The organism is Niallia tiangongensis, assembly GCF_044704065.1.
Classification (GTDB): Bacteria; Bacillota; Bacilli; order Bacillales; family Cytobacillaceae; genus Niallia; species Niallia tiangongensis.
Genome location: NZ_CP162613.1, coordinates 4,811,353 through 4,834,141, shown reverse-complemented (window position 1 = coordinate 4,834,141; position 22,789 = coordinate 4,811,353). Strand labels below are relative to the sequence as shown.

Annotated in this window: 27 protein-coding genes; 19 read left to right on the top strand and 8 right to left on the bottom strand. The window is 36.8% G+C overall.

Going from position 1 to position 22,789, the window contains the following annotated elements:
* Window positions 1-29 precede the first annotated feature (29 nt).
* Window positions 30-479, top strand: coding sequence for an SRPBCC family protein (locus AB3U99_RS22880; RefSeq protein ID WP_400244156.1), 450 nt, complete (start codon window positions 30-32; stop codon window positions 477-479).
* Between the two features lie 266 nt (window positions 480-745).
* Complete coding sequence (locus AB3U99_RS22875; protein ID WP_400244153.1) at window positions 746-1,696, top strand: alpha/beta hydrolase; 951 nt, start codon at window positions 746-748, stop codon at window positions 1,694-1,696.
* 83 nt (window positions 1,697-1,779) lie between these two features.
* Here AB3U99_RS22875 and bshB2 read toward each other — a convergent pair whose 3' ends face one another.
* The 3 genes from bshB2 to pdxK all read right to left on the bottom strand — a co-directional run bounded on the left by bshB2 (window position 1,780) and on the right by pdxK (window position 3,946).
* Window positions 1,780-2,445 (bottom strand): bacillithiol biosynthesis deacetylase BshB2, encoded by a 666-nt coding sequence (gene bshB2, locus AB3U99_RS22870; RefSeq protein WP_400244151.1) that lies wholly within the window; start codon window positions 2,443-2,445, stop codon window positions 1,780-1,782.
* 54 nt (window positions 2,446-2,499) lie between these two features.
* Complete coding sequence (locus AB3U99_RS22865) at window positions 2,500-2,847, bottom strand: YojF family protein (protein ID WP_400244149.1); 348 nt, start codon at window positions 2,845-2,847, stop codon at window positions 2,500-2,502.
* A gap of 277 nt (window positions 2,848-3,124) precedes the next feature.
* Window positions 3,125-3,946 carry a pyridoxine/pyridoxal/pyridoxamine kinase gene (gene pdxK, locus AB3U99_RS22860; protein ID WP_400244148.1) on the bottom strand — a complete coding sequence of 274 codons (822 nt, stop codon included), beginning with the start codon at window positions 3,944-3,946 and terminating at the stop codon, window positions 3,125-3,127.
* A gap of 269 nt (window positions 3,947-4,215) precedes the next feature.
* Here pdxK and AB3U99_RS22855 point away from each other — a divergent pair, with 269 nt between their 5' ends.
* Genes AB3U99_RS22855 through AB3U99_RS22845 form a run of 3 tightly spaced genes read left to right on the top strand, consistent with a single transcriptional unit; the run spans window position 4,216 to window position 5,948 of the window.
* A complete protein-coding gene (locus tag AB3U99_RS22855; RefSeq protein ID WP_400244146.1) occupies window positions 4,216-4,677 on the top strand; it encodes a molybdenum cofactor biosynthesis protein MoaE in 462 nt (153 codons plus the stop codon).
* Window positions 4,674-4,907, top strand: coding sequence for a molybdopterin converting factor subunit 1 (gene moaD, locus AB3U99_RS22850; RefSeq protein WP_400244144.1), 234 nt, complete (start codon window positions 4,674-4,676; stop codon window positions 4,905-4,907). The genes AB3U99_RS22855 and moaD overlap by 4 nt, the downstream gene beginning before the upstream one ends.
* 18 nt (window positions 4,908-4,925) lie before the next feature.
* Window positions 4,926-5,948 (top strand): MoeB/ThiF family adenylyltransferase, encoded by a 1,023-nt coding sequence (locus AB3U99_RS22845; RefSeq protein WP_400244142.1) that lies wholly within the window; start codon window positions 4,926-4,928, stop codon window positions 5,946-5,948.
* A gap of 41 nt (window positions 5,949-5,989) precedes the next feature.
* On the opposite strand, the gene AB3U99_RS22840 is transcribed toward AB3U99_RS22845, so the two are convergent.
* Window positions 5,990-6,325 carry a general stress protein gene (locus AB3U99_RS22840; protein WP_400244140.1) on the bottom strand — a complete coding sequence of 112 codons (336 nt, stop codon included), beginning with the start codon at window positions 6,323-6,325 and terminating at the stop codon, window positions 5,990-5,992.
* Window positions 6,326-6,522: 197 nt separating this feature from the next.
* Between AB3U99_RS22840 and AB3U99_RS22835 the strand changes: the two genes are divergently transcribed.
* The 7 genes from AB3U99_RS22835 to AB3U99_RS22805 all read left to right on the top strand — a co-directional run bounded on the left by AB3U99_RS22835 (window position 6,523) and on the right by AB3U99_RS22805 (window position 11,172).
* Entirely contained in the window at window positions 6,523-7,272 is a 750-nt protein-coding gene (locus tag AB3U99_RS22835) for a DUF4230 domain-containing protein (protein WP_400244138.1), read from the top strand.
* A gap of 14 nt (window positions 7,273-7,286) precedes the next feature.
* Window positions 7,287-7,964: a uracil-DNA glycosylase gene (locus AB3U99_RS22830; RefSeq protein WP_400244136.1), complete on the top strand. Its 678-nt coding sequence runs from the start codon at window positions 7,287-7,289 to the stop codon at window positions 7,962-7,964.
* A gap of 188 nt (window positions 7,965-8,152) precedes the next feature.
* Entirely contained in the window at window positions 8,153-8,332 is a 180-nt protein-coding gene (locus AB3U99_RS22825) for a hypothetical protein (RefSeq protein WP_031540148.1), read from the top strand.
* Complete coding sequence (locus AB3U99_RS22820; RefSeq protein WP_400244134.1) at window positions 8,329-8,622, top strand: YwdI family protein; 294 nt, start codon at window positions 8,329-8,331, stop codon at window positions 8,620-8,622. The genes AB3U99_RS22825 and AB3U99_RS22820 overlap by 4 nt, the downstream gene beginning before the upstream one ends.
* A gap of 170 nt (window positions 8,623-8,792) precedes the next feature.
* Window positions 8,793-9,164 (top strand): DUF423 domain-containing protein, encoded by a 372-nt coding sequence (locus AB3U99_RS22815; protein WP_400244132.1) that lies wholly within the window; start codon window positions 8,793-8,795, stop codon window positions 9,162-9,164.
* 116 nt (window positions 9,165-9,280) lie between these two features.
* Window positions 9,281-10,411, top strand: a complete 1,131-nt coding sequence (locus AB3U99_RS22810; protein WP_400248161.1) for a YibE/F family protein — start codon at window positions 9,281-9,283, stop codon at window positions 10,409-10,411.
* Window positions 10,408-11,172, top strand: a complete 765-nt coding sequence (locus AB3U99_RS22805; protein ID WP_400244130.1) for a YibE/F family protein — start codon at window positions 10,408-10,410, stop codon at window positions 11,170-11,172. Before AB3U99_RS22810 ends, AB3U99_RS22805 begins: the two co-directional genes overlap by 4 nt.
* A 448-nt stretch (window positions 11,173-11,620) precedes the next feature.
* Here AB3U99_RS22805 and gerQ read toward each other — a convergent pair whose 3' ends face one another.
* Together gerQ and hemQ are read right to left on the bottom strand one after the other, a co-directional pair.
* Window positions 11,621-12,076: a spore coat protein GerQ gene (gene gerQ / locus AB3U99_RS22800; RefSeq protein ID WP_400244128.1), complete on the bottom strand. Its 456-nt coding sequence runs from the start codon at window positions 12,074-12,076 to the stop codon at window positions 11,621-11,623.
* 421 nt (window positions 12,077-12,497) lie between these two features.
* Window positions 12,498-13,253, bottom strand: coding sequence for a hydrogen peroxide-dependent heme synthase (hemQ, locus tag AB3U99_RS22795; RefSeq protein ID WP_400244127.1), 756 nt, complete (start codon window positions 13,251-13,253; stop codon window positions 12,498-12,500).
* Window positions 13,254-13,597: 344 nt separating this feature from the next.
* Here hemQ and pta point away from each other — a divergent pair, with 344 nt between their 5' ends.
* From pta to AB3U99_RS22780, 3 genes are all read left to right on the top strand, one after another.
* Window positions 13,598-14,575: a phosphate acetyltransferase gene (gene pta / locus AB3U99_RS22790; protein WP_400244125.1), complete on the top strand. Its 978-nt coding sequence runs from the start codon at window positions 13,598-13,600 to the stop codon at window positions 14,573-14,575.
* Window positions 14,576-14,881: 306 nt separating this feature from the next.
* A complete protein-coding gene (locus tag AB3U99_RS22785) occupies window positions 14,882-15,112 on the top strand; it encodes a hypothetical protein (RefSeq protein ID WP_400248159.1) in 231 nt (76 codons plus the stop codon).
* Between the two features lie 496 nt (window positions 15,113-15,608).
* The gene (locus AB3U99_RS22780; protein WP_400244123.1) at window positions 15,609-16,454 is read left to right on the top strand and encodes a biotin/lipoate A/B protein ligase family protein; all 846 of its coding nucleotides are present in this window, start codon (window positions 15,609-15,611) and stop codon (window positions 16,452-16,454) included.
* Between the two features lie 1,054 nt (window positions 16,455-17,508).
* Here the strand turns inward: AB3U99_RS22780 and AB3U99_RS22775 are convergent.
* The gene (locus tag AB3U99_RS22775; RefSeq protein ID WP_400244121.1) at window positions 17,509-18,348 is read right to left on the bottom strand and encodes an RsfA family transcriptional regulator; all 840 of its coding nucleotides are present in this window, start codon (window positions 18,346-18,348) and stop codon (window positions 17,509-17,511) included.
* A 196-nt stretch (window positions 18,349-18,544) separates the two neighbouring features.
* A complete protein-coding gene (locus tag AB3U99_RS22770) occupies window positions 18,545-19,879 on the bottom strand; it encodes an MFS transporter (RefSeq protein WP_400244119.1) in 1,335 nt (444 codons plus the stop codon).
* A gap of 276 nt (window positions 19,880-20,155) precedes the next feature.
* On the opposite strand from AB3U99_RS22770, the gene AB3U99_RS22765 reads away from it, so the two are divergent.
* The 4 genes from AB3U99_RS22765 (at window position 20,156) to AB3U99_RS22750 (ending at window position 22,767) form a co-directional block, all read left to right on the top strand.
* Window positions 20,156-20,380 carry a DUF1450 domain-containing protein gene (locus AB3U99_RS22765; protein WP_095329532.1) on the top strand — a complete coding sequence of 75 codons (225 nt, stop codon included), beginning with the start codon at window positions 20,156-20,158 and terminating at the stop codon, window positions 20,378-20,380.
* 239 nt (window positions 20,381-20,619) lie between these two features.
* Window positions 20,620-20,811, top strand: a complete 192-nt coding sequence (locus tag AB3U99_RS22760) for a hypothetical protein (RefSeq protein ID WP_400244116.1) — start codon at window positions 20,620-20,622, stop codon at window positions 20,809-20,811.
* Between the two features lie 106 nt (window positions 20,812-20,917).
* The gene (locus AB3U99_RS22755; RefSeq protein WP_400244114.1) at window positions 20,918-22,219 is read left to right on the top strand and encodes an HD domain-containing protein; all 1,302 of its coding nucleotides are present in this window, start codon (window positions 20,918-20,920) and stop codon (window positions 22,217-22,219) included.
* A gap of 41 nt (window positions 22,220-22,260) precedes the next feature.
* A complete protein-coding gene (locus tag AB3U99_RS22750; protein ID WP_400244113.1) occupies window positions 22,261-22,767 on the top strand; it encodes a YwgA family protein in 507 nt (168 codons plus the stop codon).
* Window positions 22,768-22,789 lie beyond the last annotated feature (22 nt).

The following is a 22,789-nucleotide window of genomic DNA, read 5'->3' as shown; positions in this document are numbered from 1 at the left end:
AAAAAGAGAGATCCTATTGAGGTGGAAAAATGGCTGATTTTAATGCGAGTGTGATTATTTGTGAGCCCATTGAAGAAGTGTTTGCATATTTTGCAGATATGGCAAATGCTCCAGAATATATGAATAAAGTGGAATCAATAGAGAAAAAGACGGATGAACCGATAGGGGTTGGCACAAAATATAAAGAAATAAGAAATGTACGGGGTAATAAGGTCTATGCAGAAATAGAATATTTATCTTATGAAAAAAATGTAAGGTTTACACGACGAAGTAGCTCGAACGGATTAACTATTGACTATGCTTATCGTTTTTCAGAGATTCCTGAAGGTACCCAAGTAGAGTTTGAAGGAACCGTTCATGTTAAGGGTCTTAAAATGCGACTAATGAGAAACTTCCTCGTAAAAATGGTGAAATCAGAAGATAGTGATCATGTGCAAAATGCAAAAGAAGTGCTAGAAGGAGTAGCAGAAAGTTTGTAGTAGCGTGAAGAGCTGAGGCAAAAGGTTGTTAGAAAGACTTTTTGATTCAGCTATTTTATTTGAAAAAATAGGTTGACTTAGAGAAAGAAAATGAGTAATATAAAATTAAGTTGTGCACAATTTAATTTTTAAATATAAAGTATAAGTTATAATATTGTTACTCACTATGCTAATGCGAAGAAATTATATAGCGAATAGGAGTAAAAAATTTTAGCTATTTAAGTTGTGTGCAATTTAATTTTGTAAATGATAAGGGGCGAATAACCATGAAAAACAATAATCAAATTATATTAGAACCAGCAGCTAAAAAGTTTACAGAAGATACGGCTAACCCTCCATACTTATTCGACTTGGCTCCAGAACAAGGAAGAGTAGCGGTAGATGAAGTACAATCTGGAGAGATAGATAAATTACCTGTGGAAGTAAAGGAATTGTTAATTAAAGGTGGGCCAACAAATCAAGTTTCTATTAAAATTGTTCGTCCAGAACATACATCTATAACTAAACTACCTGTTATTTTATATACACACGGTGCAGGTTGGGTATTTGGAAATGACCATACACATGATCGTTTAATTCGTGAACTAGCGGTGGGGTCGAATGCAGCTGTTGTATTTACAAATTACAGCCTTTCTCCTGAAGCTAGATATCCAATCGCAATGGAAGAAGTATATACTGTATTGGAATGGATTGCAGAAAAAGGAGCGGACTATTGCTTGGATACAAATAATATTTCTGTAGCAGGTGATAGTGTCGGAGGAAATATGTCTGCAGCGATTACATTAATGGCAAAAGAACGTAAGGGTCCTGCTATCCAAAAACAATTACTATTCTACCCTGTTACAGATGCATCGTTTGAAACAGGTTCATATAAGCAATTTGCAGAAGGTTTCTTTTTAAGAAGAGATGGCATGGAGTGGTTCTGGGATCAATATACTCCAAACGAAGAAGAAAGAGCGGAAATTACAGCTTCTCCTTTACGAGCAACAAAAGAGCAATTAAGTGGTTTGCCAAAGGCTCTAATTATTACAGCAGAAGCAGATGTATTAAGAGATGAAGGGGAAGCCTATGCCAATAAGCTTCGTGAGGCAGGAGTAGATGTAACAGCTGCTCGCTTTGGCGGAATCATTCATGACTTTGTGATGCTCCATGCATTAGCTCATACAGAAGCAGCAAAAGGAGCTTTATTGCTTGCTAATGCATGGTTAAAGGCATAACAATGAACCGCAGTTAGAAAATAGGGAAAAATAAAGCAAGCACAGAATCATTTTCCGTGCTTGCTTTTATCGTTCTCTAAAAATCAAAATTTATAGGTCCAATATCTCTCCGTATATAATCGAGTTAAAACATCAGGCTCTTGATTATTTAGCCCTTCTTGAAGAGTGGCTGCATATTGTTGCGTTTGGGAAAGATGGGCAGCGATTGTTGCGACCTTCTGCTCTGCAAAATTTTGAACATTGATATCAATATCCGGTTGTCCTAGGTCTTCCTCACAGTTTTTGGAAAAGGCTACACAATAAAGCGTTGGTCGTTTAGAAGCTTCTCTATTTTCAATTGCTTTTACAACAGCTGCCCCTGTAGCATCATGATCCGGGTGAACAGAATAACCTGGATAGAAGGTAATGACTAAAGAAGGCTCTAATTCATCTAGTAACGCGGTAAATTCATTGACTAGAACTTCCTCCTTTAGGAATTCGATCGTTTTATCTCGATACCCTAGCATACGAAGATCCTCTAATCCCATTGCTCGGGCAGCTTCCTGTAACTCATTTTTGCGAATTTCTGGCAAGGATTCTCTTGTGGCAAATGGTGGATTTCCTAAATTTCTTCCCATTTGACCTAGTGTTAAGCAAGCATAAGTAACTGGTACTCCTTCGTGTATAAATTTAGAAATTGTTCCGGATACACCGAATGCTTCATCGTCTGGATGGGGGAAAATAACTAATACCTGTCTTTCTGTCTCCATATAAAATCCTCCTTTCATGGAATGGTAAAAATAAAATAAAATACGTTCTATTTATTATTCAAAGGGTGTTTCACTTATTTCCAGTGCTACTGCCAATTTTCCAGTAAAATCTAGACCTGCTAATAACAATCTATTTATGTCATCCACTTCATAATGGGTAATACCTTCCGCATAAATCCAGCCAATAGCGGTTTTTAAGCCAACTCGATAAGGGCCGTTTCCTGTAATCTTGCCATATTCATAGGATAGCTTTGCATTACGGATATAAGCACCGGAGTTAAAGAAGGTTTCATCATTATGATTTGCATAGGCGCCATTAGTCGTTTCTAGGTGAATATATATTTCTTTTTCGCTTAAACGATCGATTACTTCTTGTACTTTTTCGATTTGTACAAATTCCAAAGAGTATCCCTCCTTTTTACTAGTTTATCCAACTCTTAACGGACAGTTAGATTCTCACCTCTTGTATGAGAATACGAGGAAGATAGGTGGAAAATTAACTGTCCGTAAAGGTCTGATTGGTTCAACTAACCATCAGTGGGGGATGAAGGCCCCCCACCGATGGAAGTTTCACTTTATTGATCGGACAAAAAAATGGTTAGGCATGCTCTCGTTTTTAATAACAATGATTCATATGTTTAAAAGGAGATATGCCATAAAACCACTGTTTTAGAGGCTTTTACTTCACGCTAAGTTTTTCTTTTTCATTACGATATGCTCCGTGCATAGTTGGTCCCACGTACTCATTTAATTTAAAGCCATTGCGGATAGCTGCAGTAATAAAGTCTTTTGCAGTTTGAACAGCTTCTTCTACTGAAGCACCTTTCGCTAGTTCAGCAGTAATAGCCGCAGAGTTTGTGCAGCCTGCCCCATGGGTATACGTAGTATCAATTAGTTCGCTTTCTAAAATCGTAAATTCTTTTCCATCATATAGAAGATCGATTGCTTTCTCATGGCCTAATTTGCTGCCGCCTTTAATTAGAACATATTTTGGTCCAAGTTCATGGATTTTTACAGCAGCTTCTTTCAAATCTTCCACTGTTTTAATTGGTTTATCTGTTTTAGCAAGCTGCCAAGCTTCGAAAAGGTTAGGTGTTACGACAGTTGCTCTTGGTACAAGTAATTCACGAAGGGCATCTGCTGTCTCTGGATGAAGTACTTCATCTTCTCCCTTACAAATCATAACTGGATCGATAACCACATTTTTAATATCATTCTCATCGATTAGCTTTGCGGCAGCTTCAATGATTTCGACAGATCCAAGCATGCCTGTTTTCATAGCATCGATTCCAACAGATAATACGGTTTCTAATTGAGCGTTAACTGTATTGATATCCTGCGGGAAAACATTATGGTGCCAATGATTCTTTGGATCCATTGTAACAATCGTTGTTAAGGCAGTCATTCCATAAACACCTAGTTCTTGAAATGTTTTTAAGTCTGCTTGAATACCTGCACCACCGCTTGTGTCAGAACCTGCTAAAGTTAATACTTTCTTCATTTGTTATGCCTCCTATGTAATTGACGTTTTTTCAGCGAAAAATAATTTTGTTTGATTGAATAATTGTAGACCATTTTAAATAAGGATACAACTTTTCCGTCTTCCTTCCTAGTTTGGTTTATAGAACCTTTTTGCATACCACTCACGTAAAGTCGTGTAATAGATGGGAATAGTAAGAGAATTCTGTCTACATTTGTGGTAATCTATATATATTCTTTACGGTTATGAATAGGACAAAAGAAAAAGTACGCAGGGAGAAAGGAATCTATATGAGTTTTGAAATAATAGATCATCCAATTAATATACAAAATGTTATTGATAAAGTAATAAGAAGAAATGCGGGTGCTGTGACTACTTTTATTGGCACAGTAAGGGAAATGACGGTAGGAAAAAAAACACTATATTTAACATATGAAGCATATATTCCAATGGCAATGAAAAAACTGGAACAAATCGGCGATGAGGTCAAGGAAAAGTGGGACGATATTGAAATGGCGATTTCTCATCGAGTTGGGAAGCTGGAAATCAGTGATGTTGCAGTAGTCATTGCGGTTTCAACGCCTCATCGAAAGGATGCCTATGAAGCAAATCAATATGCAATAGAGAGGATAAAGGAGATCGTTCCTATTTGGAAAAAAGAGCATTGGGAAACTGGAGAAGAGTGGATTGGAAATCAAAAAGGGACCAAAATGTATGTAAATGGTAAGCCGAGTGAGGAGGATTTACATTGATTACATTGCTTTTTTTTGCGGGTGTGAGAGAGACGATAGGTAGTGAAATGTTAATGATAGAAGAGAAGCAACAGACGATAGCTCAAATTAAGGAGCATTTATTAAATACTTATCCCACTCTTTCTCTTCAAGGAGTAATGGTAGCAGTTAACGAAGAGTTTGCACTGGACGAGGATATGGTTAAGGGAAACGATACAGTAGCATTTATTCCACCTGTTAGTGGGGGCTGAAGGAAGGAGAAGAGAGAAGTGGAGCAAAGTAGGTATTCCCGCCAGATGTTATTCACCTCTATTGGAGCGGAAGGACAGAAAGTAATAGGAGAAAAGCATGTATTAATAATCGGGGCAGGAGCTTTAGGTTCGTCTCTTGCAGAGATGCTATGTAGAAGTGGGGTTGGGAGTCTTACCATTATAGATAGAGATTATGTAGAAAAAAGCAATCTACAGCGACAGCAATTGTATACAGAAGACGATGCGAGGGAACGAATGCCGAAAGCTATTGCTGCTGAAAGAAGATTAAAGGAAATTAATCAGGAATGCATCGTTCAAGGAATTGTTGGGGAAGCAACGGTAGATTTATTGGAACAGCTAGCTAAAAAAGCAGATTTAATAATGGATGCTACAGATAATATGGAAATAAGAATGATCCTAAATGATCTAGCAGTGAAGCATAGTATTCCTTGGATTTATGGTGCGTGTGTAGGGAGTTCAGGAATGAGCTACACGATTATACCAAGTGAGACCCCTTGTTTACATTGCCTATTAAAATCCATGCCTATGACTGGAATGACTTGTGATACTGTAGGAATCATTGCCCCAGCCGTTCAACTAGTGGTTTCCCATCAGGTAACCGAAGCACTAAAGCTGTTAATCGGGGACAAGAATGCATTACGTGGAACTTTTTTGACCTTTGATTTATGGGAAAATGAATACCAAAACATAAAGGTTAGTCGTGCAAAGAGAGCAGATTGTCCTACATGTGGAGAAAATCGGACCTATCCTTTTCTGGAAAAAGAAAATCAAACAAAGGTAGCTGTGCTATGTGGAAGAGAAACCGTGCAGATTCGTCCTTCTAATCCAAAAGCCATCCCTTTTCAACAACTTGCAGAAAGTTTTCAAAAGAAAGGATATGCAGTGAAACAAAATCCATTTCTACTGTCCGTTCAGCTAGAAAGCAACAGGGTTGTGTTTTTCCGAGATGGAAGAGCGCTGATACATGAGACAAATGATATGGTATATGCAAAAACGCTATACGATCAATTACTCGGTTAGATAGAAAAATCCCGCGTTGGAAATGCAACGCGGGATTTTTCTTATTGTTGGAGTTGTTCGAGCGAACCAACAATAACTAGTTTACCTGTATCTAAAACTTCCTCGTATTTAGATGCTTCTGCTTCGGTTAATCCGACTGATTGCATTTTAGAACGCAATTCGTCGCCTCTTTTTCGGAAAACATTGCTGATGGAATCAAGTAATCCTTGTTCCTTCATGGATACATTTCCTGTTTCCGTCGCATTTGATAAATCTTCTGAGCGGTCTTTATCATGTGCGAAAATATAAATATTATCCTTTTTATAGCCTTGGTTTTCTAACGCATGAATAATATTGCTTGCTTGTACACCATTTTCTACTACTTCAACTTTATACATAGTGATAGCCTCCTATTATAGTGGAATTTATCTATGTTTTTTATATAGCCTTCTATAAACAAGATGAAACACCTAATCTGTTGGTAATATTTTCATCTTTCGATATTTGGGAAATTGTAAATAGACAAATATCCCCACAATCGACAAATTTCCTTATATAATAAAAGAAGAGAATAATAGAAAACAGGAGGGGTCGAATGGTAAGCAAAAGAGAAAAAGAACAAATTAATCGAGAACTAAGAGCGGGGGAAAAGGAACAAGCAAGTGCAACAATGGAGATAAATAACAGAAGGGGGATTCGTTTTCCCAAATTTGGTTTATATAGAGTAAAGAATCGGCTAAATAAAAAAATCATGCTATTTTTAAGTGTTTTAATTGTACTTTTAATAGTCGGAATTGTTGGGCTCTGGAAAGTTGCTTTTCCGAAAGAGCCAGTTGTAAAAACAGGAGCCTATTTAGAACAGATGAAGGATTTATCGACATTAGCCACCTCTCAAGCCTTTGTGAAAACAATTTTAGAAAAAGAAGATAATGAGATTTTTGGAAAAGAAATTGAGACAAATATCCCAGGAACAAAGCGAAAAATATTATTGGTTGTGCCTGGTACACTGACAGCGGGAGTAGATCTATCTACCATTACAGAAAATCAACTTGAAATTGACGAAGAAGAGAAAAGTATCCGCATTCTATTGCCAAAAGCAGATTTTCTACAAAATCCTTCTATTAATTTTGATGAAGTCGAGACTTATTCTGTTTCTGGTATTTTTAGAGGAGACGTAAAATGGGAAGAAGCCTATAGCTTAATGGATGAAGCAAAGGAAATCATGAAGGAAGAGGCAATAGAACAAGGGATTTTAGTGAAAGCAGAGGAAAATGCTGAAAAAACATTGAAGGAATTCTATGGAAGACTAGGTTATTCTGTTCAAGTAAGCTTTGAAGGGGAATAAAGGAGGGAGACGGGATGGCTACATCCTGGGAACAGCTATTAGAAATGGAGCGCCAAAAGGATAACTTTATCCAATTAGAAGCATTCTTAGAAAAGGAATATAGTGAATTCACTATTTATCCAAAAAAGGAAGACATCTTTAATAGTTTATCATACACACCTTATGAAAAGGTGAAAGTAGTCATTTTAGGACAGGATCCTTATCACGGTCCAAATCAGGCACATGGATTAAGCTTTTCTGTTAAGCCAGAAGTGAAAATACCGCCATCCTTAAAAAATATTTATAAGGAGCTACATCATGATTTGGGCTGTCCAATTCCAAATCATGGTTATTTAAAAAGCTGGGCTGAGCAAGGGGTACTATTGCTAAATACAGTTTTAACGGTTCGCGCAGGTCAAGCTAATTCTCATCGTGGAAAAGGGTGGGAAGAATTTACAGATCAAGTGATACACATGTTGAATGAGAGAGAGGAGCCAGTCATTTTCGTGTTATGGGGTAATCCAGCTCAAAAAAAACTTGCTCTCATCAACCAAGAAAAGCATGGCATTATCTTATCAACACATCCAAGTCCCCTTTCTGCCCATCGAGGGTTTTTAGGAAGCCGGCCGTTTTCTACCATTAATAGAATGCTTGAAAATAGAGGGAAGACTCCTATTAATTGGTGCATAGATGATTTTTTAGAAAAACAATAATATAATAAAGGAAATATATAGGCTGTGGATTATAGCACTAGCTTTCTGGAACACGCTAAAAAAGCCCAAACAAAGAAAGTACGCGGATTTTTGTTGGCTACTTCGTTTTCTGGTTTATTTTAAGCTGGGATACTTTTGTCCCAGCCTCTGCTTGTGTTTTTCTTTAAGGGATTAAGAAAGGGTATGGAATGGAAAAGAATAAGGTAAATTGTTATAAATGTAAGTTCTACTATGTAACATGGGATAGTCAGTTCCCTAAAGGATGTAAGGCGTTTCAATTTAAAGGAAGAACGATGCCTTCCGTTGAAGTAAAGAGAGCATCTGGACAAGAGTGCCTTCGTTTCCAGGCAAAAGGAGGGATGAAATGAATATATCTGTACAGCAATTACTTGCTAAAATAGAGGATCAGTTACTAGAAGCAAAGACAAGCGATTCGGATGCAAGAATAAGGGAAAGAGTTTATGCTATTAAATCCTTATGCGAATTAGTACTTGAACAAGAGGGGAAAGAAAGCATAACCTACCAGCACCCTGTGCAAAAGCCATCCTTCCAAGCTATGCAAGCACCATTAACCATTCCAAAACAACAACCGATACAGACACAAACAAATAAAATAAAGATGGATGAAGGAAATGGCGATTCTTTATTTGATTTTTAGGCTTTAGCCGAGAACCCTCGTGACTTCAGTTATGGGTTGTTGACATAGGATAGTTTTTGTAAATGAAGGAATACCTTTTTAGACAATAGCTTGAGAAATGTTATTCCTTCATCATACAATCAATTTCATACATATGATACCAATAATCTGCAAGAAAAAAGGAGACAAAAATGAAAACTTTTATCATTATTGGAGCCATCAATGCATTATTGTCCGTTGGTTTAGGAGCCTTTGGTGCCCATGGTCTAGAAGGTAAAATTCCAGATAAATACTTGGAAACATGGAAAACGGGAGTAACATATCAAATGTTCCATAGTACAGGCTTAATACTAATTGGCTTGCTCTTAGGGAAGTTTCCAGCAAGCAGCTTGTTAAACTGGGCAGGGTGGCTAATGTTTATTGGCATTATTCTATTTGCAGGAAGCCTATACATATTGGCAGTTACCCAAATTAAAGTACTAGGAGCTATTACACCAATAGGCGGCGTAGCATTTTTGACCGCGTGGCTATTAGTTATTATCGCTGCGTGGAAGTGGATGTAATAGGATTATATAATAAAGGATAGGTGAGCAGAAGATAATATGTTCTTACCTATCCTTTTTTTCTTACTCTTGAAAGAAGAAACGAAATTTTTAGTAGGAGGCTGCTCTTGAATCAAATGATGAAAACATTAACAGAAATGAGCAAAAAGATGAAATGCTTTTTTAGTGTCGTTTTACTTACCTTTATAGGCTCTATTATTTTTGTTCATAACAACTACTCCTTTTATGAAAGGCCAATAGTGAAAGTAGTAAAAGCGGAACTTCTAGACCAAACCGAAATAAAGGATCATTTTAATAATAAAGATTATTTATTTACGCAGCAGATTATTGGAGAAATAAAAAACGGAGAGGAAAAAGGGAAACAAATATATCTAATGAATGAATTTACTTCCTCCAAGGCAAATAATGACGAATTTCATGTTGGAAACGAGTTATTTGTTCATATTGATTCCAAGCTAGGAGAGAATGGCTATCTCAAAGGAAGTGTTCACGATGTAAAAAGGGATAAATATTTGTTGATGATTACGTGGGTTTTTATTTTTTCCTTGCTATTTGTAGGTAAAAAACAAGGGCTGTTTTCTCTGTTTAGTTTGGTCATTAACGCCATTATATTATCCATTGCATTGGATGTTTATGTAAACAATTCAGAGAAAAGCCTCCTAATAATTTGTAGTATCAGTGTTATTATATTTACGATTATTTCTCTTATACTCGTAAGCGGACGAAATGAAAAAACATATGCAGCGATTATAGCAACCTTATTAGGTACGTTTCTTTCTTTAGCCATTACTTATTTAGTTTTATGGCTAACTTCAGAAAAAGGTCTTCGCTATGAGGAGCTGCAATTTATCACGCGTCCTTATAAATTGGTTTTTCTTGCAGGATTATTCCTTGGATCGCTCGGTGCTGTTATGGACGTAGCTATTACGATGTCTTCTTCCATATTTGGATTATATGAAAAGAATAACAATATATCGGTTAAAGCTCTAATAACATCAGGAAGAGAAATTGGAAAAGACATAATGGGAACCATGACGAATATTTTGCTCTTTGCCTATATAAGTGGAACAATACCAATGCTTATCCTTTACTTTAAAAATACCTCGCCATTAGGTTTTACTCTCTCCATGAACCTATCATTAGAATTGGCACGAGCGTTAGCTGGCGGTATAGGAATTGTGTTAACGATTCCGATAGGTTTATATATAACTATTTTTTTCGTTAACAGAAAGCGGGCAAGCGAATGAATGTATTAGTAGTGCTAGGTATTATTTTATTTATCTTAATGAGCATTATAGGTGGACAAAAGGGAGTAAGTTCGTTTTTCGCGTTATTCTTTAACTTCAGTGTGGTTATTATTATTACGGTTTTCATGACTAACCCAAACATAAATCCGATTATCTTAACCTTATTTGCCAGTATAGTAATTAGCTGTATCAACCTATTTTATATTAATGGAGTGAATATCAAAACAAAAACAGCATTCCTTTCAACCATGATTACGATTATTCTTCTACTCGTGTTTATTCTCTACTTGTCAAATAAAGCAATGATTCAGGGATTTGGGGTCGAAGAATTAGAGGAACTTAGTATGTTCTCCCTTAATATCGGTGTAGATTTTATTAAAATTGGAACTTCTGTAATTATCATGAGTACAATTGGTGCGATTACAGACACAGCCATGGCTATTTCATCGCCAATGCGCGAAATCCATTTTCACAATCCACATATTAGTAAAGGCGAATTATACAAGGCTGGATTAAGCATTGGTAAAGACATTTTAGGAACAAGCACAAATACGTTGTTTTTCGCATTCTTTGGAGGCTACATTGCATTGCTAATTTGGTTTAAAGATTTGTCTTACTCAATAGGAGAAATTATCAATTCAAAAATATTCAGTGCAGAAATGATCACGATACTTAGTGCAGGAACTGGTGTTACACTTGTCATTCCTATTACTGCATGGATAACAGCTTATTTTTTGGTGAAGGATAAAATAGCTGAATAGATTGTATAACGATAAAAAAGGGATTTTTTATAAGCTGAAAGTATTGTAAAACAAAAAAGAGACTGGGACAAAACTAAATAACTAGTCTTTAAAGACGAACAATCTTTAATTTAGCTCTTAAATATAGCTACTTTCTCATGATGGTTATCTATGTTTTTTAATATAGTTAAGTGTAAAAACTAAGTCGTTCCATTGCGCTACAGACGCTCGATGCGCAGGGGAGGAAGCTGAGCCTCCTCACTGCGCTGCGGGGTCTAAAGCGTCTCTATTTCCCGCAGGAGTCGAGCGTCCTCCGCTCCATTTCACTTCGTTTTTAAACCTTATTCTAAAAAACAAACACGAACTATAGTGTAATTTAATTACATTATAGTTCGTGTTTGTTGTTAGTTGAAATGCTTATGTCCCAGTCTCATAATTTTAAAAGTTTTAAAGCAGTAGGCGTTTTGGATTATCTAGGTGGGTATGTAGTTAGATTTGGTGCTGCAACTCCATACGGATATTCATACTCAATTTCTTCATCAAACGTAACGTAATCAATATATAGCATTGGAATTAAATAGCGAGTTCCAGTTTGTGGATCGCTTAAGATTAGATGGTCTCGCCCTGCTGCTTCAATAATGCCTTTAAAGATTTTTGAATTCCAATCTTTGTTGTTTTCGAATGTTGCATATACAGTCGCAATTTTCCCTTTGTTAAGGCGTAAAATATTCTCGATATAAGATGCTTCAATTGGCAGCTGTCCTGGCAGTGTAGTAGGTGTTGTACTTGGTGTGGGTGTAGGTACTCCTTGTTGTATTGGTGCTTGCTGCTGATACATTTGCTGATTTCCATAGGTAGGAATTTGTCCGGGATATGCCCCGTATCCTTGTGGATAACCATAGTTCCCATAATTAGACTGACTCATTTTCATCCCTCCATATTCTTCTATCCAATCTTCACAACATACTTCCGTCATTTCGAAGTTGACCATAAAATTTAGAAATAAGAAGTAGACGGTGAATGTTATATCATTCATAGGTCATCGCTCACTATTTCATCCTATGAGGAAAAAGAATAAGTTATGACAAGTAGATACAATTTAAATAGAAGAGTCTACAATAAAGAACTATGTGGGAAAATCTAATGCCATTAGAAGCTGCAGGTTATAAGTTGATAGAAAGAGGGAATGACTAGTGCTGAGGGAAAAATAATCTATGTGGGACATAATCAAATGAACTTTAAGAAATCTATAGGCGATAAAAAAAGAGCGTTCTCTAATAAGCTTCTGCTCCGCAGTAATTATAAATCGATACGACGGTTAGACTCTTTTAGAGAACGACTCTATTTTATTCAGTTACATGTAGATATTCTGTGATTCCCTCTTGTTTAAGAATGGTTCCTACAAAGAAGGAGCCGAATTCACCATAACGAGCACTCACTTCATCAAAACGCATTTCATATACTAATTTTTTGAATTGAAGAACATCATCAGAGAATAGCGTTACTCCCCATTCGTAATCATCAAAGCCAACAGATCCTGTAATAATCTGTTTTACTTTCCCCGCATATTGTCTACCAATCATCCCATGGCTACGCATCAAGTCTTTACGGTTTTCCATAGGAAGCATATACCAGTTGTCTTCTCCTTGGCGACGCTTATCCATTGGATAGAAGCATACATAATTGGATGTCGGAAGGATTGGATATAATCTTGATTTCACATATGGATTTTCATAGGGGTCTTTATCAGAATCAGATGGTAGATAATTGCTTAATTCCACAACAGACACATAGGAATGAGCTGGAATAGTAAATTCAGCTAATTTAGTTTTGTTGAATTCTGTTTCTAGTTGCTGTAATTCTTCCATAGTTGGGCGCAGAATCATCATCATGAAGTCTGCTTTTTGTCCAACAATCGTATATAGGGCATGGCTGCCGCTATTATTTTCTTGAACAACGTTCCATTTTTCCAATAGTCCTAGAAATTCGTTGATTGCTGCCTGTCTTTCTTCACTAGGCAACATTTTCCAGGTTGTCCAATCTACAGTTCGGAAGTCATGAAGACAATACCAGCCATCCAACGTTTTTGCCGCTTCACTCATTTATATGTTCACTCCTTATTTAAACCTTAAATACAAAATAACTATATCATAGTTTCTCCAGTTACAAACGGAATAAACCTTGAGATAATTGTGAACAAATTGTGACTGCTATAAAAAGAAGTTTGAAATAGCACAAAAAAGTATAAGGAAGATAAATATAGGGAAATATCAGATTGTATAAAGGAAGCATTTCATCCATATTAACTTTCATCTCCCAAGTAATAGGAATGTGAACCAATCGTGTTTTTTAGGGACAAAAATAGAAGAAAGTAAGGAATATTCCTTGAAATTTTATCATGGTAGAGTATCCTATTAAGTGTACATAAAAAGGAGGAAGAAATGTAATGAGTGATTTATTTACAAGTTTAAAAGAAAAAGTAACTGGCCAAAACGTGAAAATCGTTTTTCCAGAAGCATTAGATGAAAGAATTTTAAAAGCTGCTGGTCGTTTAGCAGAAGATAAAATTTTAATTCCTGTTTTAATTGGAGACATAGAAGAAGTTCAAGCAAAAGCAAACAATCTTGGCGTTTCTTTAGAAAACGCTGAAATTTACGATCCAAAGAAATATGCTCAATTTGATGCACTTGTTGCTTCTTTTGTAGAAAGACGTAAAGGAAAAGTAACAGAAGAAGATGCTCGTAAAATCCTTTTAGATGAAAACTATTTTGGAACAATGCTTGTATATGCTAACCAAGCAGATGGTTTAGTAAGTGGTGCGATTCATTCAACAGCTGATACTGTTCGTCCAGCTTTACAAATCATTAAGACAAAACAAGGTGTAAAAAAGACATCTGGTGTATTCATCATGGTTCGTGAAGACGAGAAATATGTATTTGCCGATTGTGCAATTAACATTACTCCAGATAGCCAAGATCTTGCAGAAATCGCTGTGGAAAGTGCGAAAACAGCAAAAATGTTTGACATTGATCCACGTGTTGCAATGTTAAGCTTCTCCACAAAAGGATCTGCAAAATCACCAGAAACAGAAAAAGTAGAAGGTGCATTAGCAGAAGCAAAATTAAGAGATCCATTATTAGTAATTGATGGTGAATTCCAATTTGATGCTGCATTTGTTCCATCTGTTGCAAAACAAAAAGCTCCTGATTCTCCAATTCAAGGTGATGCAAACGTATTTGTATTCCCAAGCTTAGAAGCTGGAAATATTGGCTATAAAATTGCACAAAGACTAGGTAATTTTGAAGCAGTTGGTCCAATCCTTCAAGGATTAAATGCTCCTGTAAACGACCTTTCTCGTGGATGTAACGAAGAAGATGTTTATAAATTAGCATTAATCACAGCAGGTCAAAGCTTAACAAAGTAATTTTTAAAAAAAGGGCGTCTCCTTAAGCTAGGGAGGCGTCCTTTTTGAGTTATGCTATGTTAAGGAATCTACCGACATCTATCCCTCACCCTATCCCGCTCATACAGAAGGTGCTTTACAAAATTTTAAAAAGAATAATCAATAAAGGGTAGTAACTATGCTTTTAAAAAGCTGATATAGTTAATTGGTATCTAACTGCTAAGAAGCTATTGGAGAATTATTGATATCTAAAATACAAAATAAACATTACCCATCACTAAGAGATTCATAAGGAAATTGATTAAGGGGGTTATAAAATTTATGGAAATAAGATGGAAAAGGGAAGACGTTGTTTTTGATACATCATGGGAATCAGAAGTGTGGGCAGATTCAATAGCTAATGAAATCTATGGAAGAACTATTGATGGATATATAACGCCTGATTATAAAATAGCTTATGCTCTTTCTTTTTTCTTAGGATCCGTTCCTCATTTTGTTGTTCATACCGAAAAAATAGCCGTAAACAATGCTTTTATATATAAAGTATGGGTAACCTAGTCACAGATTAATCTTTTTATTAAGCTCTGTTATAACGGAATGTTGATTTTATTGTGTTTGAAAAATAAACGGTATAATTCCGTTTAAATTGGGAAATGTCCATATTTCCTTAAAAATAAAGGAGGTTTTTCCGTTTATAGTATCCAAATCGTTGAATTTTGTCTTATTTAGAGCAGTTATTCGGAATATCTCCGCTTATATCTGCTACTTAGGCTCCCTCTGTATACATTAGCCGGAAATTCTCCGCCTATGAATTCTCATCCCAACAAGAAAATTAACAATGAATAATAACAGCCCCTTTTGTTGTTGGAGCGAAAGAAGCTGTTTTATGTTTTCTTCAAAAAATATGAAGGTATGCGAAAATTGCCTACAAAAAAGAGAAGATAGCTTTTGAAATAGCTCCAATTTCGTTATAATAAATCATTGTGAATGAATAAAGAATACAATATCTTTTAAAAATAGAATAGATGGTTGTTAAAACAGAAGGAGCTAAGTGATGGTCGGCAATACTAGTTTGTTAAAACAAGATAAGTGGAGACTCATTGATCAGTCCACAACAGGTTTACATGTATCAGCGCTGCATTCTTTCGGAATGGATGATACTTTATGTTCTTCTGTTGGAAGCGGGATAGTACCTGCTACGGCAAGAACTTGGGTACATGATCGGACGATTGTATTAGGAATACAGGATACGAGGCTGCCTCATTTAAAAGATGCGTTAGCATTTTTAAAAGAACAGGGCTATCAATATATTGTTCGTAATTCAGGTGGTCTAGCTGTCGTTTTAGATAAAGAGGTGTTAAACATATCTCTTATTCTTCCAGAGCAGGAGAAACGAATTGATATTAACAGTGGCTATGAAACGATGTTCGAATTGATTAAATATATGTTTCAGGATTATGGCAAACGCATAGAAGCAAGGGAAATTGTTGGTTCCTATTGTCCAGGAAGCTATGACTTAAGCATAGATGGGAAAAAGTTTGCGGGAATTTCTCAAAGACGCTTAAGAAGTGGAGTTGCTGTTCAAATTTATCTTTGTGTAAATGGAAGTGGACAGGAAAGAGCGGAAATCATCAAACAATTCTACTCTTCTGGTCTAAAAGGAGAGACGACAAAGTTTGAATATCCAGAAATAAACCCTGAGGTAATGGCATCTTTAGCAGAATTGTTAGGAGTATCTTTAACAGTCGATCAAGTGATGACTAAATTACTACTCGCTTTAAAAGATCATGCAGAATTTTTATTTGCAGATCAATTACAGGGAGAAGAGCTTTCGCAATTTGAATCCTATTATAATCGGGTTGTGGAAAGAAACGAGAAAATCATGCAGGCATTCCGCTAAAACCAAAAAGAGGATAAGGAAGGGAATTTTAGTAAAAGAAAATCCCTTTCCTTATCCTCTATTTATAATCGTGAATGTGTTGCCAACTCCTAATTTTCTCTCTTTTTTTTACCCGGTCCCATTCCGCTTTATACTCAATCCAGCTCCGGCGCCTATCAGCTAGCAAACTTCGGTCTCCTCCCTACGATAAGTCAACATCGACTCACTAAGGTTCGCCGTGTTTCCTTTATCTCAGTCGAAGCCCTCCAGTTTGTACGCTGATGACCAGGCGCCTCCGCTTTATACTCAATCCAGCTCCAAGGGACCAGCGGCTGATGGGCTTCACAACATTTCCCTACGATAAGTCAACATCGGTTCACTAGCGTTCACCGTGTTTCCTATATCTCAGGAAATGTCGCTCCACCCCACACGCCGCTAAACGGTCCCTTTCCGCTTTATGCTCAATCCAGCTCCGGCGCCTATCAGCTAGCAAACTTCGGTCTCCTCCCTACGATAAGTCAACATCGACTCACTAACGTTCGCCGTGTTTCCTTTATCTCAGTCGAAGCCCTCCAGTTTGTACGCTGATAAGCAAGGCGCCTCCGCTTTATACTCAATCCAGCTCCAAGGGACCAGCGGCTGATGGGCTTCACAACATTTCCCTACGATAAGTCAACATCGGTTCACTAGCGTTCACCGTGTTTCCTATATCTCAGGAAATGTCGCTCCACCCCACACGCCGCTAAACGGTCCCTTTCCGCTTTATGCTCAATCCAGCTCCGGCGCCTATCAGCTAGCAAACTTCGGTCTCCTCCCTACGATAAGTCAACATCGACTCACTAACGTTCGCCGTGTTTCCTTTATCTCAGTCGAAGCCCTCCAGTTTGTACGCTGATAAGCAAGGCGCCTCCGCTTTATACTCAATCCAGCTCCAAGGGACCAGCGGCTGATGGGCTTCCCGCCATTTCCCTACGATAAGTCAACATCGGTTCACTAGCGTTCACCGTGTTTCCTATATCTCAGGAAATGTCGCTCCACCCCACACGCCGCTAAACGGTCCCTTTCCGCTTTATACTCACTCTGCGACTTTTTCGAGGTTTCCGTTTCTGTCCATTTTAAATTTGGTTGGGCGCTCGTCTTCTTCTAGTACTACGAGTTTTCGGGCTCTGTTCATGATTTTCATGAGTGTTTCGTAATCTTCTTGCATTGTTTCTGAGTTATTTTCGATTTGATGTAGTTTCTCTTCTAATTCTTTGTTCCGGCTTTTGATTGTTGCCATTTCTCGTTTTAATCTTTCGTTCTCACTTTTTAGGATTTCCAGCTGTATTGTGGCATTTCGGAAATTTTGTAAGTAGGAAAGAACAGTGTCAAAATTTAGTGTACCAGCATGACTATGGTTTACTGATGGATAGGCAGGTGCTTTTTTTGCGTCATATACTGGTACTGGCTGTGCTTCCTCTTCTGGTTCTTCTTCTGATTGATAGTTTACAAGCTCGTCTTCTTGTGGACTAGTAACATTTGTATCTAATGTTTCTGATGTAAAGAAGGTATCCATAACATCCATTTCCACTTCCATAGAGCCCATTTCCAAACTTGTGGAAACGGTAAGAGCTTCAAGATCATCCACTGTTGGAACTGGTGGTGAATATAATAGTTTCTTCTTGCCACCTTGATCTTTTCCTAACATACGTTGCCGTTGCTTTCGCTGCTTTTTAGCAAGCTGAAGCGCCTTTTCATACTGGTGACGAACGACTGCGTTCCAGCGGAATCCACATGCTGCTGACGTTCTATTTAATTTATCCCCAACTTCTTCAAAGGCGTTTAACTGAGTGCTTCCTTCTCTAACATGTCTTAAAACAGTTTCTGCTAATAAAAGATCATTTTCTTCCGACCATGCGTCTTGTCTAACTTTCATTTCTAACTCAACTCCCAACTTAATCACGATAAATAAATCTTTCTAGTTCCATCTTTTCCAGAAACGTATTTGTTTATACAAAAGAAATACAAGGATAGTAGATTTTTTTATAGTTTAGGAAAAATACAAATAAAGAGGATAAAAAAAAACAGTCGGCCATCAAGCCAACTGTTCGATACAGATATTAATAAAATACTTATGCACGTTTTTCTACTAAAGCTCCTCCATTTTGAATGAAGAATGCAGAGAGAAAAGCAAATATACTTACAATAAATCCAAAAAGGAAGAGATGGTGAATGCCCTCCATAAAGGTTGTACCACTATTTAATAAGGAACCCATAATAGTAACACCAATCGCCGTTCCCATGTTTCGACAAAACATAAAGAATGAGGTGGAAACACCCTTTTCGTGATTTCCAACTAGTGCTTGAGCACCAATTATTCCGACAGTGCTTAGCAGACCAAATGCTAGTCCTTGAACAACCATAAGGATAAATACGTACCAAAAGCCGTTTGACTCATTTAATAATACTAATAAAATTCCTGAAAGCAAAAGTAATGTATTTCCGATTATTAATAGAATGCGATAGCCATATTTTAATATCCATTTACCAGCTGGAACGGACATAGCCATCCACCCAACAGACATACCAAGGAGAGAAACGCCGCTCCATAGCACAGAGAGTCCAGCCTGATTTTGCAGGAATAAAGGAATATAGCTTGATGTTCCAAACAAAGCCAATGTTCCAACGAACCCATTAAGAAAAATCCAGGTGATGGTTTTATTTTTAAAAATGGATAATGGAACAATTGGTGAAGGCTGTCTTTTTTCAAAGAAATAAAATGTGATTAATAGAAGGATACCAACTATAGCGAAAATATAAAGATAACTTTCTAGCACGGTAACTAATAACACACAAGTTATTCCGATTCCAAATAGTGCTGCTCCGATATAATCTACCTGTGCCTTTTTTGGCTGATAGACTTCTTTATATGGAATCAAAGTTAGTAGGGCAATAATACATACTGGTAAATTAATATAAAAAATCCATCTCCAACTCATAAACTCTACAAAAAGAGAACCAAGTGTAGGAGCTAATACCGCAGATAATGCCCACATGCCAGTAAACAATGCCTGGATTTTCCCTCTTTTTTCAATAGAAAAAAGGTCTCCAGCAATGATAGCGGGAAATGGCATCATAAATCCAGCTCCCATCCCTTGCAGTGCTCTGAAAATGACTAGTTGAGGCATAGTTGCTGCGATTCCGCATAAGAGAGAGCCGATCAGAAAGACAATAATGCCAAAAGCAAACAGTTTTTTTCGTCCAAAAAGATCAGAAAGTCTGCCGGCAATTGGCGAAAGAATGGTACTTGCTATCATATAAGCAGCAAAAGCCCAGGCGTATAATTCCGTACCGCCAAGCTCATCTGCAATAATAGGCATGGTTGTGTTCATTATGGTCGTATCAATAGAGGCAATAAGCATTGCAAGAACAATGCTGCACATTACTAATATTCTACTTTTGTTCATTTCATGACCTCCCTATATTCAAGAGAAAATTATAACGTATATTACCTAATTAATATAGAGAATTGAAATGGTTTTAATTTTTGTATGAAAAAATAAGCTTTAATAGTCATGGGAAACGTACGGTTTTTGTTGATAATTCGTCACTGTTTTACAATCTTTTGCATCTTGCATTGCTAGTTCAGAAGGGGTAAAATACCATATAGTAATGAGTGAGAATGTTGTCGATAGGATTGTCGATAACTTTATTGGAGAGCATTTATAGAAAGGGTTGTCCAAATGGCAAACGAATTTCGTGTTTGCGACGATTGTCAGGCAGTAAATTTAAAAACGTTAATACCACGTTTAAAGCAAATAGATCCAGATGCAAAAATTGATATAGGCTGTCAATCTTATTGCGGTCCTGGTCGCAAAAAAACATTTGCTTTTGTCAATAATCGTCCACTAGCTGCATTAACAGAAGAAGAGTTAATGGATAAAATCAATGCGAAGTTAAAAAAATAATAGAAACCAGTCTATTATTTTGGCTGTTTTCAATTGAAAAAATTTTAAGTAATACGGAGCAGACTGAATACACGTATACTCCTGTGGGATTAGCGAGAAGGACACTGAAAAAGTATGTTTAATCTAAATTCAACTAGGATTTTAAGCTTTGAAAGCGAAAATATGTTGGTTTGGAGAGGTGACCGCTCGACTCCTGTGGGAGCTGCGAGAAAGTCCGAGACCCTGCAGGAGCGTGAGCTGTGAAGCGGCTTGGCGCTCGCCCCATGGAAAGCGAAGTGTATTCAGTCTGCGGGTTACCAACAAACATTACGAAAAGAGCCATTATTTTAAATCTTCGAATGAACAACAATGAAAATTTAGTCTTTGTAAAACCAGAGGAGCTTCCACTAGAGAGTTATTTTATCGAGAAAAAATTATTTTTTCCTTTTTAAAATGCTTACACGGAACCCTCTTTTTCTATCTTTAGAATATGGAGTGTACTCTAAATTACTAGAATGAATAAAAAATAGTCAATAGAACGAAAGAGAGTGAAGAAAGATGCCATATTCGACGGATAAGCTAAATGAAGAGAAAGTATTTAAAGATCCAGTGCATCGCTATATACATGTGCGCGATCGAGTAATATGGGATCTAATAGGAACAAAAGAGTTTCAGCGGCTGCGAAGAATTAAACAGCTGGGCACAACATACCTTACTTTCCATGGTGCGGAACACAGTAGATTTAATCACTCTCTAGGAGTATATGAAATTGTTAGAAGAATTATTGACGATGTCTTTGAAGGCAGAGAAGAATGGAATAATAACCAAAGATTGCTTTCTTTATGTGCTGCCCTCTTGCATGATTTAGGACATGGACCTTTTTCTCATTCGTTTGAAAAAGTGTTTGATCTTGATCACGAAGAATTTACACGTAGGATTATTCTGGGGAAGACAGAAGTAAATAAGGTTTTAACGAAAGTAGAGAAGGATTTTCCGAAAAAGGTTGCCGAAATAATTGCAAAAACCTCAAAGGAAAAACTAGTAGTCAGTTTAATCTCCAGTCAAATTGATGCAGATCGCATGGATTATTTACTAAGGGATGCCTATTTTACAGGGGTTAGCTACGGGAATTTTGATATGGAGCGAATTTTGCGTGTGATGCGTCCCCGTGAAGATCAGGCTGTTATTAAGAAAAGTGGAATGCACGCAGTAGAAGATTATATTATGAGCCGTTATCAAATGTACTGGCAGGTATATTTCCACCCAGTAACAAGAAGTGCGGAAGTAATTCTTACGAAGATTCTACACAGAGCGAAATACTTACACGAGCAGTTCTACGCCTTTAAATATCACCCAATTCATTTTTACTCACTCTTTGAAGAAGAGACATCCTTAGAAGACTACTTGAAATTGGATGAGGCTATTATTCTCTATTATTTTCAAATGTGGCAAGAAGAAGATGATGCCATTTTGAAGGACCTTTGCCGTAGATTTATGAATAGGAATCTTTTTAAATACGTAGAGTTTGATCCAGCGAACGAATATAAGAAGCTTCAGGAACTATCTAGGTTATTTCAAAAAGCAGGATTAGATCCAGAGTATTATTTGGTTGTAGATTCCTCCTCCGATCTTCCATATGATTTTTACAGGCCAGGTGAGGAAGAAGAACGGTTACCAATCCATCTTTTGATGAAAAACGGAGAAATAAGAGAGCTTTCCAGAGAATCTGAAATAGTCGATAGTATTTCTGGAAAAAGAAGAACGGATCACAAGCTATATTTTCCAAAGGATATCCTGAAGGATGACAGTTCCAAAGGGAAAGTCAAAAAACAAATTCGTCAATTGTTAGATATTCAATAGATGCGTGTTTTAGGATTAAATGGAGTAGGAGATGACCCAATTTGTTAAAAGATCATGCCAAAGTAATGAAAGCAATTGCTGCTTCGGGCGAAATTATTGGAAGAAAAAAGCTACAAAAAATGATATATATTGCGAAAAAGCTTGATTTTCCTTTTCATGAAAAATATCAATTTCACTTTTTCGGTCCCTATTCAGAAGAATTAACTTTGCGAGTAGAAGAATTATGCAATATGGGATTTTTAAATGAAGTAAAAGAAAAAAAGGGAGGATATTTCCAATATCGCTATACGCTCACAGATAATGGAAAAGAATTTCTTGCCCTTAATGAAGTGGAGATGCCTAACTTATCCCCTTGTCTCGAAGATATGAATGGCCAAAATTCAAGGTTTCTTGAGCTTGTTTCCACAGTTCTATTCTTCGATACCTTATCGAAAGAAGAGGTAAAGGAAAAGGTTTTTACTTTAAAGGCAAAGCAAAAATATACAGAGGAAGAAATGGAGATAGCCTACGCATATATTGACAATTTAAAAGAAAAAACGGTTCATTAAATAAAAAAGGGCATCCAAAGCA

What these genes read in the sequence shown, in the direction of transcription:
- AB3U99_RS22810 (WP_400248161.1), top strand. Translation starts at nt 9,281, where the DNA reads ATGATGAAAACATTAACAGAAATGAGCAAAAAGATGAAATGCTTTTTT.
- AB3U99_RS22835 (WP_400244138.1), top strand. Translation starts at nt 6,523, where the DNA reads ATGGTAAGCAAAAGAGAAAAAGAACAAATTAATCGAGAACTAAGAGCG.
- AB3U99_RS22815 (WP_400244132.1), top strand. Translation starts at nt 8,793, where the DNA reads ATGAAAACTTTTATCATTATTGGAGCCATCAATGCATTATTGTCCGTT.
- AB3U99_RS22840 (WP_400244140.1), bottom strand. Translation starts at nt 6,325, where the DNA reads ATGTATAAAGTTGAAGTAGTAGAAAATGGTGTACAAGCAAGCAATATT.
- AB3U99_RS22755 (WP_400244114.1), top strand. Translation starts at nt 20,918, where the DNA reads ATGCCATATTCGACGGATAAGCTAAATGAAGAGAAAGTATTTAAAGAT.
- AB3U99_RS22805 (WP_400244130.1), top strand. Translation starts at nt 10,408, where the DNA reads ATGAATGTATTAGTAGTGCTAGGTATTATTTTATTTATCTTAATGAGC.
- gerQ (WP_400244128.1), bottom strand. Translation starts at nt 12,076, where the DNA reads ATGAGTCAGTCTAATTATGGGAACTATGGTTATCCACAAGGATACGGG.
- AB3U99_RS22770 (WP_400244119.1), bottom strand. Translation starts at nt 19,879, where the DNA reads ATGAACAAAAGTAGAATATTAGTAATGTGCAGCATTGTTCTTGCAATG.
- AB3U99_RS22775 (WP_400244121.1), bottom strand. Translation starts at nt 18,348, where the DNA reads ATGAAAGTTAGACAAGACGCATGGTCGGAAGAAAATGATCTTTTATTA.
- AB3U99_RS22765 (WP_095329532.1), top strand. Translation starts at nt 20,156, where the DNA reads ATGGCAAACGAATTTCGTGTTTGCGACGATTGTCAGGCAGTAAATTTA.
- pta (WP_400244125.1), top strand. Translation starts at nt 13,598, where the DNA reads ATGAGTGATTTATTTACAAGTTTAAAAGAAAAAGTAACTGGCCAAAAC.
- AB3U99_RS22875 (WP_400244153.1), top strand. Translation starts at nt 746, where the DNA reads ATGAAAAACAATAATCAAATTATATTAGAACCAGCAGCTAAAAAGTTT.
- hemQ (WP_400244127.1), bottom strand. Translation starts at nt 13,253, where the DNA reads ATGAGTGAAGCGGCAAAAACGTTGGATGGCTGGTATTGTCTTCATGAC.
- AB3U99_RS22855 (WP_400244146.1), top strand. Translation starts at nt 4,216, where the DNA reads ATGAGTTTTGAAATAATAGATCATCCAATTAATATACAAAATGTTATT.
- AB3U99_RS22825 (WP_031540148.1), top strand. Translation starts at nt 8,153, where the DNA reads ATGGAAAAGAATAAGGTAAATTGTTATAAATGTAAGTTCTACTATGTA.
- AB3U99_RS22880 (WP_400244156.1), top strand. Translation starts at nt 30, where the DNA reads ATGGCTGATTTTAATGCGAGTGTGATTATTTGTGAGCCCATTGAAGAA.
- AB3U99_RS22780 (WP_400244123.1), top strand. Translation starts at nt 15,609, where the DNA reads ATGGTCGGCAATACTAGTTTGTTAAAACAAGATAAGTGGAGACTCATT.
- bshB2 (WP_400244151.1), bottom strand. Translation starts at nt 2,445, where the DNA reads ATGGAGACAGAAAGACAGGTATTAGTTATTTTCCCCCATCCAGACGAT.
- pdxK (WP_400244148.1), bottom strand. Translation starts at nt 3,946, where the DNA reads ATGAAGAAAGTATTAACTTTAGCAGGTTCTGACACAAGCGGTGGTGCA.
- AB3U99_RS22830 (WP_400244136.1), top strand. Translation starts at nt 7,287, where the DNA reads ATGGCTACATCCTGGGAACAGCTATTAGAAATGGAGCGCCAAAAGGAT.
- AB3U99_RS22820 (WP_400244134.1), top strand. Translation starts at nt 8,329, where the DNA reads ATGAATATATCTGTACAGCAATTACTTGCTAAAATAGAGGATCAGTTA.